This is a genomic window from Microbispora sp. NPDC046933, from assembly GCF_040644635.1.
Lineage (GTDB): Bacteria > Actinomycetota > Actinomycetes > Streptosporangiales > Streptosporangiaceae > Microbispora.
The window spans coordinates 1-17,468 of the sequence record NZ_JBEYWW010000020.1 but is presented as its reverse complement, the minus strand read 5'-3'; the positions used below and the strand labels follow the sequence as shown (position 1 = coordinate 17,468).

Here is a 17,468-nt window from a genome sequence, read left to right as displayed (position 1 = left end):
CCTACTGGGCGTTCACCACGTCGCGGGCCTCCGCGAAGTGGCAGGCGCTGGGGTGGTCGCTGCCCGGGCGCGCCTCGAGCGCGGGCGTCTGCTCGGCGCAGATGTCCTGCGCCTTCCAGCACCGCGTGCGGAAGTGGCAGCCCGAGGGCGGGTTGGCCGGCGAGGGCGGGTCGCCCTGCAGGATGATCCGCTGGCGGGTCTCCCGGCCCTCCGGATCGGGCACGGGCACGGCCGACAGCAGCGCCTGCGTGTACGGATGCGTCGGGCTGTCGTAGATCTCGGCGTCGCTGCCCAGTTCGACGATCTTGCCGAGGTACATCACCGCGACCCGGTCGGAGATGTGGCGGACCACCGACAGGTCGTGCGCGATGAAGATGTAGGCGAGGTCGAACTCGTTCTGCAGCCGCTCCAGCAGGTTCATGACCTGGGCCTGGATCGACACGTCGAGCGCGGAGACCGGCTCGTCGCAGATGATGATCTCAGGCTGGAGCGCCAGCCCGCGGGCGATACCGATGCGCTGACGCTGGCCACCGGAGAACTGGTGCGGGTAGCGGTTGATGTGGTCGGGGTTGAGGCCGACCACCTCGAGCAGCTCCTGCACCCGGCGCCGCCGGCCGCCCTTCGGCACGACGTCCGAGTGGATCTCGAACGGCTCCCCCACGATGTCGCCGACGGTCATCCGCGGGTTCAGCGAGGTGTAGGGGTCCTGCATCACCATCTGGATGTTGCGGCGCATCCGCTTGAGCTCGGCGCCCCTGGCCGTGGTGATGTCCCTGCCGTGGATGCGCACCGCGCCCGACGTGGGCCGCTCCAGCGCCATCAGCAGCTTGGCCAGGGTGGACTTGCCGCAGCCCGACTCGCCGACGATCCCGAGCGTCTCACCGCGGTGCAGGTCGAAGGAGACCCCGTCCACGGCCTTGATCGCGCCGATCTGCCGCTTGACGACGATGCCCTGGGTGAGCGGGAAGTGCTTGACCAGGTCGCGGACTTCGAGGATCGACTCAGCGTTCGCCTTCATCGATGACCTCCCTCCAGTAGTGGCAGGCGCTGCCGCGGGTGCCACTGATCGCGTACAGCGGGGGAACGTCGGTCACGCAGTTGTCCCGCCGGTACGGGCACCGCGGGTGGAAGGCGCAGCCCGTCGGCATCTCCAGCAGGTTGGGCGGCAGACCCTTGATCGCGTACAGCTCCTGGCCCTTGTGGTCCACCCGGGGGATGGACTCCAGCAGTCCCTTCGAGTAGGGGTGGGCCGGGTTCTTGTACAGGTCGTGCACCGGGGCGTTCTCGACGATGCGCCCGCCGTACATGACGGCGATCTTGTCCGCGACGTCGGCGACGACGCCGAGGTCGTGGGTGATCAGGATCAGGCCCATGTTGCTGTCGCGCTGCAGCTCCGCGAGCAGGCCCATGATCTGGGCCTGGACGGTCACGTCGAGCGCGGTGGTCGGCTCGTCGGCGATCAGGATCTCCGGGTCGAGCGCGATCGCCATGGCGATCATGATGCGCTGCCGCATGCCGCCGGAGAACTGGTGCGGGAAGTCGTTGACCCGGTCCTTGGCGGCCGGGATCCTGACCCGGTCCATCAGTTCGATGGCCTTCTTCCTGGCCTCCGCCCGCGAGGTGCCGCGGTGCATGCGGAACATCTCGGCGATCTGCCAGCCGACCGGGAAGACCGGGTTCAGCGCGGACAGCGCGTCCTGGAAGACCATGGAGATGCCCTCCCCGCGGATCTTCCTGCGCTGGTCCTCCGGGAGCTTGAGCAGATCGACGCCGCGGAAGCGGATCTCACCACCGGTGATCTTCCCCGGGGGCATGTCGAGGATGCCCATGATGGTCTGGGCGGTGACGCTCTTGCCCGAGCCCGACTCGCCCAGCACGGCGAGCGTCTCGCCGGCGTCCACGCTGTAGGTCACGCCGTTGACGGCCTTGGCCACGCCCGCCCGGGTGCGGAACTCGACGTGGAGGTCCTCCACCTCCAGCAGGGCGCCGCTGTGGGAGCCTCTGCCCACCTGCTCGGAAAGCACTTCCGTCACTCGCTGTGCCTCCTCATCGAAGCTTCGGGTCGAGGGCGTCGCGTACGGCTTCGCCGAGCATGACGAAGGTCAGCACGCACAGGGACAGGAACGCGGCCGGGAAGAACATCGCGTGCGGCCCGGTCCTGAGGTAGTCCTTGTGGTCGGCGATCGCGATGCCCCAGGAGATGACCGGCGAGCGCAGGCCGATGCCGAGCAGCGACAGCGTGGCCTCGGCGCCGATGAAGCTGCCGATCGTGATCGTGGAGTACACGAGGATCGGCGCCAGCGAGTTCGGCAGGAGGTGCTTGAAGATGATCCGCATCGGTCCGGCTCCGAGCGCCCTGGCGGCCTGCACGTAGTCCTGGTGCTTGGCCTGGATGACGGCCGAGCGGGCGATGCGCATCAGGATCGGCCAGCCCAGCAGGGCGAGCACGATGATGACCACCGCCATGATCGTCACCTTGCCCGGGTTCGACTGGGCCGGCGCGATGGTGCCGAGGATGATGATCGCGCCCAGCACGTACGGCAGGCCGAGGAACATCTCGCCGACGCGTGAGATGATCGCGTCGAGCCAGCGTCCGAAGTACGCCGCCACCACGCCCGTCAGGCCGCCGAGCAGGACGGTGGCCAGCGTGGCCAGCACACCCACGATGATCGAGGTGCGGGCGCCGTAGATGGTCCTGGCCCACACGTCCCGGCCCTGCAGGTCGTAGCCGAACCAGGCGTCCGAACTCGGCAGCTCCATGCTCTTGGCGAGCGTGGCGTACTCCGGGTCCTTGTGGGTGAACAGCGACGGGAAGGCCGCCATCAGGAGGAACACGACCAGCATCACGAGCGAGATCCAGAAGATCTTGCGCCGCTTCAGGATGTCCCACGTGTCGCGCCAGAGGCTGCGCTGGTTGTCCCGGACCGCGACCGGGCTCGCGGCCGGCTCGTCCGCCCCCTTGATCAGGTCTTGCGTCGCGGTCGGGTCACTCATAGCGGATCCTCGGGTCGAGCACGCCGTAGAGGAGGTCGACGAGCAGGTTGGCAATCAGGTACACGAGCACGAGCAGCGTGGCCACGGGGACCACGATCGTGTAGTCCTGACCGTTGATGGCCCGCCACAGCAGGCCGCCGATGCCGTGGATGTTGAAGATGCCCTCGGTGATGATGGCGCCGGACATCAGCGAGCCGACCTCGGTGCCGAGGAACGTCAGCACCGGGATGAGCGAGTTGCGCAGCAGGTGGATCCCGACCACCCGCCGGTTGGTCAGGCCCTTGGCCACGGCGGTGCGGACGTAGTCGGACCGCAGGTTCTCCACGATGCTCGTACGGGTGAGCCGCGCGGTGAACGCCATGTTGAGGCTGGCCAGCACGAGCGCCGGGACGATCAGCTCGGGGACCGTCGCCGCGTCCGTCACGGTCGGCTCGATCACGTGCAACTGCACGCCGAGGATCCACTGCAGCAGGTAAGCGGTGACGAAGATGGGCAGCGACAGCAGGAACAGCGTGGAGAGCGTCACCACGTTGTCGACGAAGCCGCCGCGCTTGAGCCCCGACAGCACGCCGGCGCCGATCCCGATGAGCGCCTCGAAGAGCACCGCCATCAGCGCGAGCCTGATGGTGATCGGCCAGGCGTCGCCGAGCTGGCTCGCCACCGAGACACCGTTGAAGTCGGTGCCCATGTTGCCGGTGAGCAGGTTCTTCAGGAAGTTCCAGTACTGCAGCAGGATGGGCTGGTCCAGGCCGAACTGCTCGCGCATCGCCGTGACATAGCTGTCCGGACAGGGCCGCTGGCCGCATCTCCCGGCGAACGGGTCACCCGGGAGCTGCCAGACCATGTAGTTGATGATGAAAGTCGTGCCCAGCACGACAGGCACGAGTTGCAACAGGCGCCGGATCGCGTATCGGCCCATGTGCACCTCCGATCTGACGCTAAAGGTCGTACATGCGCCCCCCGCGGGTCAACACGGGAGATCGCGAACGGACAGCCCGCGAGGCCGGCCCCGGTAGGGAACCGGCCTCGGGGGAAACGCGTACGAGCTGTTCCTACGCTTCCTTGATCGCGATCGACAGCGGGTCGAGCTCGCCGAAGGGGGTGACCTTCACGCCGGTCACCCACTTCGAGGTGCCGGCCTGCAGGCCGTACGACCACAGCGGAATCGCAGGCATGTCCTGCTGCAGCATAGCCTCAGCCTCCTGGTAGAGGGCGTTGGCCTGGGCGGGGTCGGTGGCGGTGTCGGCCTCGTGGAGCTTCTTGTCGAGCTCCTTGTTGCTGTAGAGACCGTCGTTGGAGGAGGCGCCGGTCTTGTACAGCGGGTTCAGGAAGTTCTCGATGTGCGGGTAGTCCATCTGCCACCCGGTGCGGTGCACGCCCTTGAGCTTGTGCTGCGTGACGACGTCGCGCAGCTCGGCGAAGGTGGGCATGTCCTTGTGCACGAACTTGAAGCCGGCGTCGGGACCGAAGGCCTGGTTGATGCTGTTGACCGTGGCCTCGATCCAGTCCTTGTGAGTGCCGTCGGCGTTGGACCAGATCGGGAACTCGGCCGGCGGGGTGTATCCCTCGGCCTTGGCCTTGGCGAGGAGCTCCTTGGCCTTGGCGGGGTTGTAGGTGCACAGGTCGCCGCAGGCGCCGTCCTTGAAGCCCTCGACGATCGGGGAGACCCAGCCGTTGATCGGGGTACGGCCCTTGTTGAAGATCTTCTCGGTGATCGTCTTCCGGTCGATCGCGAGGGAGACCGCCTTGCGGAAGTCCGCGTTGCCGCCCCACTCCTTGCTGTACACCGGGAACGTGATCGTCTGGATGACGCCCTGCTGGCCCTCGATCGCGCGGTCGCCGAGGTCGGTCTTCCACTTGTCGCCGGCGAGAGCCGACGGCGGGATCAGCTCGGTGAAGTCGAGGTTGTTGGAGACCAGGTCCGCGTACGCCGCGTTGTCGTCCTTGTACATCTTGTAGACGATCTTCTTGACCTTGGGCTTCTCCGGCCCGGCGTAGTCGGGGTTGGCCTCGACGATGACCTGCGAGTTGTGGTCCCACTGGACGAACTTGAAGGGGCCGTTGGTGATCGGCTTCTGCGCGAAGCCCTTCGGGTCCTTGAAGAACGCCTCCGGCAGCGGCGCGAAGGACGTGTACCCCAGCTTGGTGCGGAAAACGGCGACGGGAGCGGTCAGCGTGACCTTGAAGGTGAGGTCGTCGACGACCTCCAGGCCCTCCAGCTTGTCGGTCTCCGGCTTGGGGGCCTCCTTCGGGCCGTCGGGCCCGTCGGGGTCGGCCGTGTTGACCTTGTCGTAGCCCACGATGTCGCCGAACCAGAAGCTGCCGAGCTGGGCGTTCGGCGAGTAGGCGGTGTAGTTCCACGCGTCGACGTAGTTCTTCGCGGTGACCGGCGTGCCGTCGGTCCACTTCAGACCGGGCTTGAGCTTGATCGTCCACACCTTGTTGTCGGTGGTCTCGATCGACTCGGCCTGGTCGAGCTCGGGAGCGGCCGTGTCCGAGTTGTACTTGACGAGCCGGCTGTACACGAATCCGTTGATCGTGCCGCCGCAGGTCTCGTTGATGTTTCCGGGGACGAAGCCGGTCTGCGGCTCACAACCACGGATGTAGACGGTCCCCGTGGCGGCCCGGGGGTTGTCCCCGCCGCCGCTACTGGAGCCGCCGCCCCCGCCGCACGCGGCGACGCCGAGCGCAAGCAGCGCGGTGCCGGTGGCGATCTTTGCGCCCTTAGTCACGCGCATAGTGGATTGGTCCTCCCTCTAAGGATGGGCGTTCGCGCTGGTTAGCACCCGGTTTGCCGGGCATCGTCAAACCAGCTGACGTCCTGCCAGTCGTCCGGAGCATCCCTCACCGGACGCACCAGAGGAGTCTCCGGCACGTTGCAGTTCGGTCACACGTGCGTCAGTCGGGCGTCACACACATTCTTGTGAGCCCAACCCTAAATGCCCAGCACGGCATCAAACTCCCCTTTAGAGTACATATACCGACAACCGGAAGGTCCTTTGACCAAGGGGCGGGGCGACACCCCGTCCCCGGTCCCCCGATCGGGATGTCCTGGGCTACCTTTGACCAGTCGCAGCCACGTTCGGTGCGACAGCCGTCCCACCGACCTCCATCCAATAGAGTCCATGCCATGAGCCAGCCGGAATCCGCGCTCGCGGAGGCCCAGGGTGGCGGCCGAGCCCCGGAGTCGCTGGCCGCGCTCGCCGAGCGTCACGGACTACGACGCGCCATCGCACGCCCCAGCATGCCCGCCTACCTGCGCCAACTGTGGGACCGGCGGCATTTCGTCCTCACGTACGCCACCTCGCGCAACGTCTCGAAGTATTCCGAGTCGATGCTCGGCCAGCTCTGGCAGGTGCTGACCCCGCTGCTCAACGCCGCGGTGTACTGGCTGATGTTCGGCGTCATCCTCGGGCAGAGCAAGTCGATCGAGAACTACCCGGCGTTCCTCATCACCGGGGTCATGGTATTCACCTTCACCCAGCGCACGGTGATCAGCGGGGCCAAGTCCATCTCGTCGAACCTGTCGCTCATCCGGGCACTCCACTTCCCCCGGGCCGCCCTCCCGCTGGCGTACACGATCCAGGAGCTCCAGCAGCTCGGCTACTCGATGGCCGTGCTCCTCCTCCTGGTGCTCGTCACACAGGAGCCGATCACCTGGCTCTGGCTGCTGATCCCCGTCGTGCTGATCATGCAGACCGTCTTCAACATCGGCATGGGCATGTTCATGGCCCGCCTGGGCGCGTTCATGCGGGACATGAACCAGCTGCTGCCCTTCATCACGCGCACCTGGCTCTACGCCTCCGGCGTCTTCTACGCCATCGACGACAAGACCAGGGACCTGCCCGACATCCTGCGCTGGGCTCTGGAGTTCAACCCCGCCGCCGCCTACATCGAGTTCATGCGCGACCTGCTGATCTACCAGCGGTTCCCCGAGCGCTGGGCGTGGGTGACATGCGTATTCTGGGCAGTGTTCGCGCTGATCGTCGGCTTCTGGTACTTCTGGCGGGCCGAGGAGAGGTACGGCCGTGGCTGAGCTGACCAAGGAGCTGTCGCAGGTGGCGCCCCAAACCCCAGAGACGCAGAACCCGCAGAACCCCAAGGCCGGAACCCCGACCGTCATCGTCGACGACCTCCACATCGTCTACAAGGTGTACGGCTCGGCCAGCGACTCCGAGAAGGGCAACGCGGCCAGCGCGCTGATGCGCATCCTGCGGCGGCAGGGCCGGCCGCAGATGAAGGAGGTCCACGCCGTCAAGGGCGTGAGCTTCGTCGCCCACCACGGCGACGCCATCGGCATCATCGGCCGCAACGGCTCGGGCAAGTCGACGCTGCTGCGCGCGATCGCCGGCCTCCTGCCCCCGCACAAGGGCGCCGTCTACACCAACGGCCAGCCGTCGCTCCTCGGCGTCAACGCGGCCCTCATGAAGGAGCTGACGGGCGAGCGCAACATCATCCTCGGCTGCTACGCGATGGGCATGAACCCTACCGAGGTGCGCGAGAAGTACGACGAGATCGTGGACTTCTCCGGTATCGGAGACTTCGTCCAGTTCCCCATGTCGACGTACTCGTCCGGCATGGGCGCCCGGCTGCGCTTCGCCATCTCCTCCGCCAAGACGCACGACGTGCTGCTCATCGACGAGGCCCTCGCGACCGGCGACCGCGAGTTCAAGAAGAAGAGCCAGCAGCGCATCAAGCAGATGCGCGAGGCCGCCGGCACCGTCTTCCTGGTCGCCCACAACCTCGACGTCATCGAGGAGACGTGCAACCGGGTGATCTGGCTGCACAAGGGGAAGATCAGAATGGAAGGCGACCCCCAGGAGGTCCTGGAGGCGTACAACAAGGCCTGAGAGAAACGGAGGGGCGAACGTGCCGACGCCGCCACCGATCCCGTACGACCATCTGCCCGAGGTGCCCGCGCTGACCGTCGAGAGCGACGACGTGCGCGACGGCGAGCGGCTCCCCGAGGCCCACGTGTTCAACGACTGGGGCATGAGCGGGCAGAACGTCTCCCCGCATCTGCGCTGGTCGGGCGCCCCCGAGGGCACCAAGAGCTACGCCATCACCTGCTTCGACCCGGACGCGCCCACGGGCAGCGGCTTCTGGCACTGGGTGCTGTACGACATCCCGGCCACCGTCACCGAACTGCCTGCGGGCGCGGGCAACGGCCCCGATTTCAAGGGGCTGCCGGAGGGCGCCAAGCACGCGCGCAACGACTTCAGCACCAAGGAGTACGGCGGAGCGGCACCACCCCCCGGCCACCCGCACCGCTACCTGTTCGCCGTGCACGCTCTGGGTGTGGAGTCCCTGGGCGTGGACACCGACACGCCGCCCGCCGTGGTCGGCTTCAACATCACCGCCAACACGCTCGCCCGCGGCCATATCGCACCTGTGTACGAAACCTGATGCGTGAGGGCCGCTCGTTCCACTATGATTCGAACGGAGATTCGACATAGGGGAGGGGCGGATGAGCGACCTGGCGACGGCGATCGACAATCTGGCCGCCGAAGATCCCTCGGAGCTTCCCGTCGGGCTCATCGCCGAGCAGCTCATCGAGCTGCACTGGCAGATGGCCCGCCTGCAGGCCCAGATCGCCAGACGCACCCACCTGCGCGCTCGTTTCGACTCGCCGCACTCGCCGAACTAGCGGTCCGCAGAGCCTGTCGCGGGCGCCTGCGGTCCCGGTGCGTACGCTCTGCGGCGTGCACCTTGACGTGACGCCGGACGGCCGGCGCCCCTCGGGGGCGCCGGCCGCTTCCGTCATCGGCGTCTTTCCGTGGTCCTGTTTCTGAGGCCCGTTTGCTGACGTCCTGTTTCTGAGGTCCCGTTGCTGCGGTCCTTGTTGCTGCCGTCCCGTTGCCGCGGTCCTTTTCCGGGTCCTGCCGTACGCGGGGCCTCCGGCGCCGCCCGGCATGTCGCCTCAACGGTGACGCAGGCCCTCAGGCGTGGGTCACCTGCCGTACCCGCCCTGGCGCGCGGTCGGCGGCGCGACGCTGGACACCGTGCCGGGGGCGGACGAGACCGCGCTCGACGCCGCGGCGTCGGCCGTGGCCGTGGCGGAGGTGGCGAGCCCGGCCGCCGCTCCCGTCGTCGCGGCGGCTCCCTGCGCCGGAGCGTCCGTGGTGCTCCGTACGGTCCTGGTGGCCGCGTGGGCGTTGGCGTCGGCCCGGGCGGCGGCCTCGGCGGCCGTCGTCCGAGTGCTGCTCATCGCGCCGTCGGCCGGAGTGTCGCACGGCACCAGCGCCAGCAAACCGCCCGCGCTGCCGGCGGCCGCCCCGACGGCGCCCTTGAGGCTGAGCAGCGCGTTGAGCCTGGCGGTGACGTTGAGCCCGGCGCGGACCGCGGCGCCCGCGGTGGCGACGGCCGCAGCCGAGGCGTCCACAGCCGCGGCGGTCTGACCGGAGGCCGCGACGACCGGCTTGCCGACCTGGGCGGCGAGGTCCGCGGCGACGTTCACCTTGGCGGCGACGGCCGCGCTGACGTCGGCGTTGACGTTCGCGACCGCGGTCAGGGCGGCCGTCAGGTGGGCCTCCAGCCTGGCGAAGACGTTGGCGTTGGCGTTGCCGTCGGCGTCGGCCACGATGTCGGTCGCGATCTCGGCGGCCGCGTTGATCTGCGCGTTCGCCTCGGCGGACAGACCGGCCGTCACGGTGCCGGCGAGATTCGCGACCGCGACGAGGTCGGCCCTGATGTCAGCGGTCAGGCTCACCGCCACCTCGGCGGCCGCGTCGGCCTGCGCGACGACGCCGCTCGTCGCCCCGGCGACGGCCGTGCCCTGCAGATCGGCCAGAAGCCTCGCCAGCGTCGCGACCCGGTGCTCCGTGCACTTCTGAGCGCACACGTCGGCCTGCGCGGGCGCGGCGAGCATGCCGGCGATGCCGATCGTGACGGCGACGACGGCTGTCCTAACCACTCGTTTCATTGACTTGCCCCCGGTTCATATTCCTTTTCACGAGAGTGGGAATGACGAACCCAAGAACCCCCGTGCGTCGGCGAGCACGCCGACAAAGACGTCGGCATTTCTATCACTGCCGATCACGGCGGAAAGCCCTGCCGACCAGGGGATGCCCGGCGGCGGGCCCGCCGGGAAAGTCGGTATATCGAGCATCGGACGACCACTTCGCGGTCACCCCAATCCCGCCTCCGGAGAAAGCGACGGTAAACACGCCGCCCAGGCCCTGCGGCAGATCTTTCCGCTCACTTTTAGCGACGCGCCGACCGTCGGCGTGACGCGGCACTGCCGAAGCCGTCACGGACCCGAGCGGCGTGACGCGACCCGGGAGCGTGACGCGACGCGACTCGGGAGCGTGATGCGACCCGGCGGGGTGGCGCGGCCCGGCCAGGACCGGCCACCAACCCGGCCTATCGCGACATATCTCGATAAGAGCTACGCTGGCGAGGTGACTTCCCTCACACCGTACGCGGGCGACGACCCCGCGCAGCGCGCTTCGGACACCGAGCGCGACCAGGTCGCGGCCGTCCTCGGCGAGGCGCTGGCCACCGGCCGCCTGACGAGCGTCGAGCACGCCGACAGGCTCGACGCCGCCTACAGCGCCGTGACCATCGGCGACCTCGCGCCCCTGATCAGAGATCTGCCCGACGCGTCTCACCCGACGGCCGCGCTCTCCACCGAGAGACACCGGGTCTCCGCGGTGTTCAGCAAGATCATACGGCGCGGACGCTGGGTCGCCGGGCGGCACACCGAACTCAGCTCGGTCTTCGGCGCGCTGATCGTGGATCTCAGCGACGCGGTCCTTCCCGGCCGCGAGGTGACGCTGGAGCTGAACTCCTTCTGCGGCAAGCTCATCGTCACCGTGCCGGCCAACGCGAGGGTGGTCGACGAGGGCAGCGCGCTCTTCTCGAAGCGCTCGGTGACCGGAGGGAACGGCGATGGCGACGGCCCGCTGATCCGCGTCACCGGCAACGCGCGCTTCGGCAAGATCGTGGTCTACCGCGGGACGCGTCGCTGACGGCCTACGATGCGGCCATGCAGCCCGCAGGCCGTGCGCTGCCCGTGGCCCTCGACGCCATGGGCGGCGACAACGCGCCCGGAGAGATCGTCGCGGGAGCCGTACAGGCCGTGCGGGAGCGGGGCGTGCCCGTCGTGCTCGTCGGCCATCCCCGCCTGCTCTACCAGGAGCTGGCCCGGCACGACGCGGTCACCGAGGTCCCCATCGTGCGCGCCGAGGAGGCGCTCGCGATGGACGAGGGCGCGCTCGCGAGCCTGAGACGGCCCCGGTCCAGCATCGCCATCGCCTGCCACCTCGTACGCCGCGGCGACGCCTGCGCGGTCGTGTCCGCCGGGTCGACGGCGGGCGTCGTCGCCACCGGCCGGCTGCGGCTTCGGGCTCAGCAGGGAGTCGTACGGCCCGCGATCGCGGTCGGCCTGCCGACCCTGCCCCAGCCGACCGTGCTGCTCGACGCGGGCGCCACGGCCGACGCCAAACCGGAGATGCTGGTGCAGTTCGCCCACCTCGGCGTGGCGTACGCCGAGACGGCGCTCGGCATGCGTCGTCCGCGCGTCGGCCTGCTCACGATCGGCGCCGAGGCCGAAAAGGGCAACAAGCTCGCCAAACGGGCCCACGAACTGCTCGCCGCCACGCCCGGCGTCGACTTCACCGGCAACATCGAGGGGCACGACCTGCTCACCCGGAAGGTCGACGTGGTCGTCACCGACGGGTTCACCGGCAACGTGGCGCTCAAGACCGTCGAGGGCACCGTGCGGTACGCCTTCGAGCAGCTCAGAGAGACGATCGCGGAGAGCCGGGTGGCCAGGATCGGCGGGATGCTGCAGCGTGCCCGGCTCCGGGAGCTTGCCGGCCGGCTCGATCCGGAGGCGCACGGCGGGGCCGTGCTGCTCGGCCTCAACGGCACCGTGGTGATCGCACACGGCTCGTCGCGGGCGCGTGGCGTGGCCGCCGCCTGCGAGCTCGCGGCCCGCCTGTCGGCCCAGGGCATCGTGACCAGAATCGGCGAGCGGATCGCCTCCACCAACAAGTCGCACCGCCGCTGGTGACCGCCGGATATGGAACGGCGGGCGGAAGGCGCGCGCCGATAAGCTTGGTGCATGACCGACCCGCAGCTCGTGCTCACCGAGCGGGTCCAGCAGGCGCTGGGTTCCGCCTTCGGATCGGAGTACGCCACCGAAGACCCGCTGATCAGGCCCTCCCAGTTCGCCGACTATCAGGCGAACGTCGCACTCAGCCTGGCCAAGCGGCTCCGACGTGCCCCGCGGGAGGTCGCCCAGGCCATCGCCGACCACCTCGCCACGGCCGACGTGAGCGTGGAGGTCAGCGGGCCCGGGTTCCTCAACCTGACGCTTCGTGACGGCTGGATCGCCGAGCAGGCCGGGCAGCAGCTGCTCGACGAGCGCATCGGCGTGCCGCAGCCGGCCCCGCAGACCGTGATCGTCGACTACTCGGCGCCGAACGCCGCCAAGGAGATGCACGTCGGCCACCTGCGCACCACGATCGTCGGCGACACCCTCGCGCGCACCCACGAGCACCTGGGCAACCAGGTGATCCGGCAGAACCACCTCGGCGACTGGGGCACGCCGTTCGGCATGCTCATCGAGCACCTGCTCGACATCGGCGAGGAGGAGGCGCTGGGCCGGCTGGCCGCGGGCGACGGCAACGCCTTCTACCAGGAGGCGCGGCACAAGTTCGACACCGACAAGGAGTTCGAGGAGCGCTCCCGCCGGAGAGTGCCGCTGCTGCAGGGCGGCGACCCGCCCACCCTGCGCCTGTGGCACGAGTTCATCGAATACACCAAGCGCTACTTCAACAAGGTGTACCGGACGCTCGGTGTCACGCTCACCGACGACGACATCGCGGGCGAGAGTATGTACAACCCCATGCTCGCCAACGTCTGCGACGAACTGGAGCGCACGGGCGTGGCCGAGATCAGCGAGGGCGCGCTGTGCGTGTTCCCGCCCGGTTTCAAGGGCCGGGACGACCAGCCGCTGCCGCTCATCGTCCGCAAGAGCGACGGCGGGTACGGCTACGCCACGACCGACCTCGCCGCGATCCGCTACCGGGTGCGCGACCTGAAGGCCGACCGGATCATGTACGTCGTGGGCGCCACCCAGTCGCTCCACTTCCAGATGGTCTTCGCGGCGGCTCGGATGGCCGGCTGGCTGCACGACGACGTCAAGGCGGAGCACGTCCAGATCGGCAGCGTGCTCGGCAGCGACGGCAAGATGTTCAAGACCCGCAGCGGCGCCTCGGTCAAGCTCACCGAGCTGCTGGACGAGGCCGTCGTCCGGGCCGAGGCCGTCATCGCCGACCGTGGGTACGACCCGGAGGCCCGCCGGCAGATCGCGCGCCAGGTCGGCATGGGCGCCGTCAAGTACGCGGACCTGTCGGTCAGCCACGACAGCGAGTACGTGTTCGACTTCGACCGCATGCTCGCCCTCACCGGCAACACCGGGCCGTACCTCCAGTACGCCACCGCCCGCATCCGGTCGATCTTCCGCAACGGCGGGATCGACTCTGAGTCGGTCACCGGCCCGATCACGCTGGGCCATCCGGCCGAGCGGACGCTCGCGCTGCAGCTGCTCGGCTTCGGCTCGGTCGTCGCCGCCGTCGCCGAGCTGTCCGAGCCCCACCGGCTTTGTAACTACCTGTTCGACCTGGCCCAGGCGTTCACCTCGTTCTACGAGAGCTGCCCGGTTCTCAAGGCCGAGGAGGAGTCCGTACGGCAGTCGCGTCTGGCCCTGTCGGCACTCACCCTGCGTGTGCTGCTGCGCGGGCTCGACCTGCTGGGCATCGAAGTCCCCGAGCGGATGTGAGCGGGGTGCCCGACTCCGCTTCCGCGGACACCGGGGAGGGCGTCTCCGACGCTGGGGACGCCGTCCCTGAGGCCGGGGACGGCGTCCCCGGCCGGCCACAGCCGGCCGCCCATACCGCTGCCCCCCGATCCAGGGCGGACCGATCCAGGGCGGACCGATCCAGGGCGGACCGGCTCCCCGGTTTCCGCCGGTCAGGGTCGTCCACGGCGCGCCTCGTCCGTGACAGTCGCACCAAGCGTCTAGTCTGGCGCGGTCAAGGGAGTGCCAGCCGACCCCTCGGGGAGCGTTCCGCGTGAGCATGGACCTGACCACGAGTCCGGACCCAGGAAACCTGGCCGAGGCCACGGAGCTGCACCGCTACGCCGAGGCGCTGATCGTCAGCCTGGCGGCCGACGGGAGCGCGCCCGACCTGCCGCCGGGGATCACCGACGTGCCGGGCTACTGGCTGGGGCCCGCCGTCGAGGCCCTCGTCCTCATCATGTCCGGCAAGGACGCTCTGGAGCCGCTGGCCCTGGCCAACCAGCTGGACGAGCGGCGCACCGCCCTGTTCCTGTGTCTGGCCCTCGCCGTCTGCGGCCACGGCGACCGGATCCACGCCTCCTGGCTGGGCACCGCCTTCGGCGACCTGTCCGAGGACCGTCCGGTGACCCCCGGCCAGCGGGCGCTGTGGCTCGCCGCCGCCCGAGGGGCGTACGGACCGGTCGGCAAGATCTTCGTCCTGCGCAAGCTGGACGCTGTGGACGTGCCGGCCACCGACGACCGGTGGCTGAAGGCCCTCGTGCCCGGTCTGCCGGAGACGTCCGTGCCCGCCTCACTGGAGGCGTTCCCAGAACTGGCGAAGGTCGCCGAGATCGAGCGGTCGCTGCGGGCGTCGGTCACCCTGCGCCGCCTGCGCGAGCGCTGCACCGAGATCACCTCCACCCGGCAGGCCGGCGAGGTCACCAAGGTCGTACGCGGCACCGTGTGGGCCGAGGACGAGCCGCTGGCCGTGCTCCACGCCCTGGCCGGCCAGAGCGGCCAGGAAGGGCCGCTGAGCTCGCTCACCGGGCATCTCCTCCAGGACCTGGGTCCCGACGCCGATCCCCACATGGCCGCGCTCGCCCTGCACGTGGCGGCGCCGGCGGTCAGGGCGGCGGCGGAGTCCCTCGTCGAGGTGGTGCGCGAGCCGCCGCCCGACACTCTGGACGTGCCGATCCTCGGCTACCCGATCACGCTCAGACCCGAGGGCCCCGACCAGGAGTCGATGGCGGCCGCCGAGCAGCGGCTCGTCACCGAGTGCGTGCCGAAGCGCACCCGGCCCTGGCCCGGATACGTCCTCCTGGTCCTCGCCGTCGTCGTCTTCGCCGCCGGGTTCGTGGTCTCGCCGCCGCTCGCCCTCGTCGGCCTGCTGATCGCCGCCGTGGGCGGCCACCTGCTGTGGCGGCACCGCGTCCGGGAACACTCCGACGTGCGGTACGTCCAGACACGGGCGGGCAAGCTCGCCGACCTCGCCGACAAGGCCGTCTGGGCCCTGCACGAGTACGCCAGGGAGTCCGAGGAGCGCGCCACCACCGCCGCCCGGGACCTGGCAGAGGTGTCCACGCTCCTGCGCCGGGGCCCGCGGGCCGCGTAGGACGCCTGCGCTCGCGCCAGGGCCTGCGCGGAGGCTTGCCGGGCCGCGTAGAACGTTGGTGACTTCACTGCGGCCTGCAGGCCGCACGTAGGACCTCGCCGCCTTCCACGGAGCCCGCGCGGGCCGCGTGGGACGCCGGCGCTTTCCACGTAGCCCGCGTGGGACGCGGCGCCTTCGGCGGAGCCCGCGTGGGACGCGGCGCCTTCGATGGAGCCCGCGTGGGACGCCGGCGCTTTCCACGTAGCCCGCGTGGGACGCGGCGCCTTCGATGGAGCCCGCGAACCCCTGGGACGCCGGCGCCTGCGCCAGGTTTGCGGACGATGCAAGAGCCGGTTCCGCAGACGACAGTGCCCGCCGACCGAGCGGGCGGCGGGCACAGGACTCGGACTCGGACCGGCCGGTTCAGGCGGTGGAGACCTCCACCGTCGCCGGAGTGATCAGGAAGACCTTGTCCGCGATCCGTTCGATACGTCCCTCACAGCCGTAGGCCAAACCCGCGGCGAAATCCACCATCCGCGTGGCCTCCGCCGTCGACATGCTCGCCACGTCCATGACCACCGTGTGGCCCTCGCGGAAGTGGCGGCCGATCGTCAGGGCGTCGTCATACTTCTGCGGGCGGACCATAACAATACGGGCCGGGTCGGCGTTGGGCTGCCAGCGCTTGGCGGCACGCTCGGCCGCCGGCATCCAGTCGTCCTCGTACTCGTCCTCGGCATAGGTCTCGTCGTCGTACTGCTCTGCCCCACCCAGGCCAAGGTAGCTCGCCACCTTGCGCACAGCCCCCATCGGTTCGTCCTTTTCCGGCTTGTCCTTTTCCGGGCTCGTCCCGACATGCGGGACCGTAATCGACGATTCAGCGAACCCCCGCCGACACGCCCGGCCGTTTAAGTGTTGTTGGCTGGATAATGTGGAGGCCGGGCACGTATGTCTTCATCGTCAATTCCGTCAGCCCTTCCAGGGTAACTCGCGAACCCGTCTACCCCGTGGAACGCTTCGCAAACATTTCTCACAGTCACCTCGAACGACGACATGCCTTCAGTAGATCACAACGGACGCCGCCGATGCCGGGTTCCCGAAATACGATCTTGCTGGTAGGGGCCGGTATGCCGCCACCCAGAGGCGCAAATCGAGGCGGTGCCAATGAAGATCGAATTGTGCGCCGAGACGCACCGAATTCGTGTATCGAAAATATTTTCGACAGCGGTGCGCGGAAATGATCATCGCTCTCCGCGCGCCCCTCCGCGAACGGCAGTGACCGCAATTGGGGGAACGGCCAGGGGAAACTCTTTCCTCGCAACGCCTCCCGCGGAACCGATATCGAGGACCATTTCGACCGGCCCACGGTTTTCGAAGCGGCACCGACCCGCATCCTGCTCACGCTCCACGAGCGGAGTACGGAGATACCGGAGAGGGTTGTGAACCCGGTGATGCCGAACCGCATCTCCGGCCTCGCGGCCGGTGGGAGACATCGGCGACGCCACGTGCTGGTGGCTGGTGCCAGTTCAGGGCGAGCAGGCCGTACAGGGCGTCGTCCGCCACCGTGCCGGCGTCGCGGCCGAGAACGGTAGGCGACGATCGCCCACGCGCCCTCAGGCCGGGAGCGGCGTAGACACAGCCGTGGTCTCTCCAGAAGCACCCGCCGATTCTCTCGCGCGTGCACCGGGCCGGTCGATGGTCCCCGCCCCTGAATTTCAGGGCTCGACACGGCGTGTCGGCTCACGGCGTCCACGTGGACGTAGAAAGGCCGAAGACCCCTCAGGCGCCCCGACGGGGGACGGGATAAGGAGGCCCTCGGGCGTAGGAAGGCCGACTGGGCGACTGGGCGGCTGGGCGACTGGGTGGCGGGGTGGCGGGAGCTCTCGCGGTGGGGCACTGTCACGATGTGGGGGGACACGCACCCGGGGGCGGGCTTTCTTTGTGGTGGGGGTGGTGGTCGGCTGCGGGGAGCCCTGTGGTGCGGCATGTTGGTCGGGTGCGATGGGACGTCACTGCGCCGGTCGGAAGGTCCGGTCCTCGCGAAGCCCGCTCCGCTGGGCCTTCGCTGCGGTCCTCCCTCCCGCCCGCTCCGCTCCT

At 69.2% G+C, this 17,468-nt stretch carries 15 protein-coding genes; 8 read left to right on the top strand and 7 right to left on the bottom strand.

All coding sequences use genetic code 11. The annotated features are described in order from the left end of the window. Position 1: 1 nt before the first annotated feature. The 5 genes from ABZ857_RS25295 to ABZ857_RS25275 form a co-directional block, all read right to left on the bottom strand. Entirely contained in the window at positions 2-1,018 is a 1,017-nt protein-coding gene (locus ABZ857_RS25295) for a dipeptide ABC transporter ATP-binding protein (protein WP_357046827.1), read from the bottom strand. Further along, on the bottom strand, positions 1,002-2,033 hold the full coding sequence (locus ABZ857_RS25290; protein ID WP_357046825.1) for an ABC transporter ATP-binding protein: 1,032 nt from the start codon (positions 2,031-2,033) through the stop codon (positions 1,002-1,004). Before ABZ857_RS25290 ends, ABZ857_RS25295 begins: the two co-directional genes overlap by 17 nt. Positions 2,034-2,046: 13 nt before the next feature. Next, positions 2,047-2,994 (bottom strand): ABC transporter permease, encoded by a 948-nt coding sequence (locus ABZ857_RS25285; RefSeq protein WP_357046823.1) that lies wholly within the window; start codon positions 2,992-2,994, stop codon positions 2,047-2,049. Then, on the bottom strand, positions 2,987-3,913 hold the full coding sequence (locus ABZ857_RS25280; RefSeq protein ID WP_357046821.1) for an ABC transporter permease: 927 nt from the start codon (positions 3,911-3,913) through the stop codon (positions 2,987-2,989). The genes ABZ857_RS25285 and ABZ857_RS25280 overlap by 8 nt, the downstream gene beginning before the upstream one ends. A 133-nt stretch (positions 3,914-4,046) precedes the next feature. After that, positions 4,047-5,726 carry an ABC transporter substrate-binding protein gene (locus ABZ857_RS25275; protein ID WP_357046819.1) on the bottom strand — a complete coding sequence of 560 codons (1,680 nt, stop codon included), beginning with the start codon at positions 5,724-5,726 and terminating at the stop codon, positions 4,047-4,049. 398 nt (positions 5,727-6,124) lie between these two features. On the opposite strand from ABZ857_RS25275, the gene ABZ857_RS25270 reads away from it, so the two are divergent. The 4 genes from ABZ857_RS25270 (at position 6,125) to ABZ857_RS25255 (ending at position 8,641) form a co-directional block, all read left to right on the top strand. Then, positions 6,125-7,030: an ABC transporter permease gene (locus tag ABZ857_RS25270; RefSeq protein ID WP_357046817.1), complete on the top strand. Its 906-nt coding sequence runs from the start codon at positions 6,125-6,127 to the stop codon at positions 7,028-7,030. 22 nt (positions 7,031-7,052) lie between these two features. Continuing rightward, positions 7,053-7,844, top strand: a complete 792-nt coding sequence (locus tag ABZ857_RS25265; RefSeq protein WP_357047119.1) for an ABC transporter ATP-binding protein — start codon at positions 7,053-7,055, stop codon at positions 7,842-7,844. A gap of 19 nt (positions 7,845-7,863) precedes the next feature. Further along, entirely contained in the window at positions 7,864-8,400 is a 537-nt protein-coding gene (locus tag ABZ857_RS25260; protein WP_357046815.1) for a YbhB/YbcL family Raf kinase inhibitor-like protein, read from the top strand. A 61-nt stretch (positions 8,401-8,461) separates the two neighbouring features. Beyond that, entirely contained in the window at positions 8,462-8,641 is a 180-nt protein-coding gene (locus ABZ857_RS25255) for a hypothetical protein (protein WP_357046813.1), read from the top strand. A gap of 303 nt (positions 8,642-8,944) precedes the next feature. On the opposite strand, the gene ABZ857_RS25250 is transcribed toward ABZ857_RS25255, so the two are convergent. After that, the gene (locus ABZ857_RS25250) at positions 8,945-9,907 is read right to left on the bottom strand and encodes a hypothetical protein (protein WP_357046811.1); all 963 of its coding nucleotides are present in this window, start codon (positions 9,905-9,907) and stop codon (positions 8,945-8,947) included. Positions 9,908-10,394: 487 nt separating this feature from the next. On the opposite strand from ABZ857_RS25250, the gene ABZ857_RS25245 reads away from it, so the two are divergent. From ABZ857_RS25245 to ABZ857_RS25230, 4 genes are all read left to right on the top strand, one after another. Continuing rightward, the gene (locus ABZ857_RS25245; RefSeq protein WP_357046809.1) at positions 10,395-10,964 is read left to right on the top strand and encodes a DUF1707 domain-containing protein; all 570 of its coding nucleotides are present in this window, start codon (positions 10,395-10,397) and stop codon (positions 10,962-10,964) included. A 17-nt stretch (positions 10,965-10,981) separates the two neighbouring features. Next, on the top strand, positions 10,982-12,010 hold the full coding sequence (gene plsX, locus ABZ857_RS25240; protein WP_357046807.1) for a phosphate acyltransferase PlsX: 1,029 nt from the start codon (positions 10,982-10,984) through the stop codon (positions 12,008-12,010). Between the two features lie 51 nt (positions 12,011-12,061). Next, the gene (argS, locus tag ABZ857_RS25235; protein WP_357046805.1) at positions 12,062-13,783 is read left to right on the top strand and encodes an arginine--tRNA ligase; all 1,722 of its coding nucleotides are present in this window, start codon (positions 12,062-12,064) and stop codon (positions 13,781-13,783) included. Positions 13,784-14,081: 298 nt separating this feature from the next. Then, the gene (locus ABZ857_RS25230; protein WP_357047117.1) at positions 14,082-15,395 is read left to right on the top strand and encodes a hypothetical protein; all 1,314 of its coding nucleotides are present in this window, start codon (positions 14,082-14,084) and stop codon (positions 15,393-15,395) included. A gap of 402 nt (positions 15,396-15,797) precedes the next feature. Here the strand turns inward: ABZ857_RS25230 and ABZ857_RS25225 are convergent, their stop codons facing one another. Continuing rightward, positions 15,798-16,181: a cell division protein SepF gene (locus ABZ857_RS25225; RefSeq protein ID WP_139578677.1), complete on the bottom strand. Its 384-nt coding sequence runs from the start codon at positions 16,179-16,181 to the stop codon at positions 15,798-15,800. Between the last annotated feature and the right edge of the window lie 1,287 nt (positions 16,182-17,468).

Bases quoted from the DNA above. Each gene is read 5' to 3' on its own strand.
- ABZ857_RS25295 (WP_357046827.1), bottom strand. From the start codon at position 1,018: ATGAAGGCGAACGCTGAGTCGATCCTCGAAGTCCGCGACCTGGTCAAG.
- ABZ857_RS25230 (WP_357047117.1), top strand. From the start codon at position 14,082: ATGGACCTGACCACGAGTCCGGACCCAGGAAACCTGGCCGAGGCCACG.
- ABZ857_RS25270 (WP_357046817.1), top strand. From the start codon at position 6,125: ATGAGCCAGCCGGAATCCGCGCTCGCGGAGGCCCAGGGTGGCGGCCGA.
- ABZ857_RS25255 (WP_357046813.1), top strand. From the start codon at position 8,462: ATGAGCGACCTGGCGACGGCGATCGACAATCTGGCCGCCGAAGATCCC.
- ABZ857_RS25285 (WP_357046823.1), bottom strand. From the start codon at position 2,994: ATGAGTGACCCGACCGCGACGCAAGACCTGATCAAGGGGGCGGACGAG.
- plsX (WP_357046807.1), top strand. From the start codon at position 10,982: ATGCAGCCCGCAGGCCGTGCGCTGCCCGTGGCCCTCGACGCCATGGGC.
- ABZ857_RS25280 (WP_357046821.1), bottom strand. From the start codon at position 3,913: ATGGGCCGATACGCGATCCGGCGCCTGTTGCAACTCGTGCCTGTCGTG.
- ABZ857_RS25225 (WP_139578677.1), bottom strand. From the start codon at position 16,181: ATGGGGGCTGTGCGCAAGGTGGCGAGCTACCTTGGCCTGGGTGGGGCA.
- argS (WP_357046805.1), top strand. From the start codon at position 12,062: ATGACCGACCCGCAGCTCGTGCTCACCGAGCGGGTCCAGCAGGCGCTG.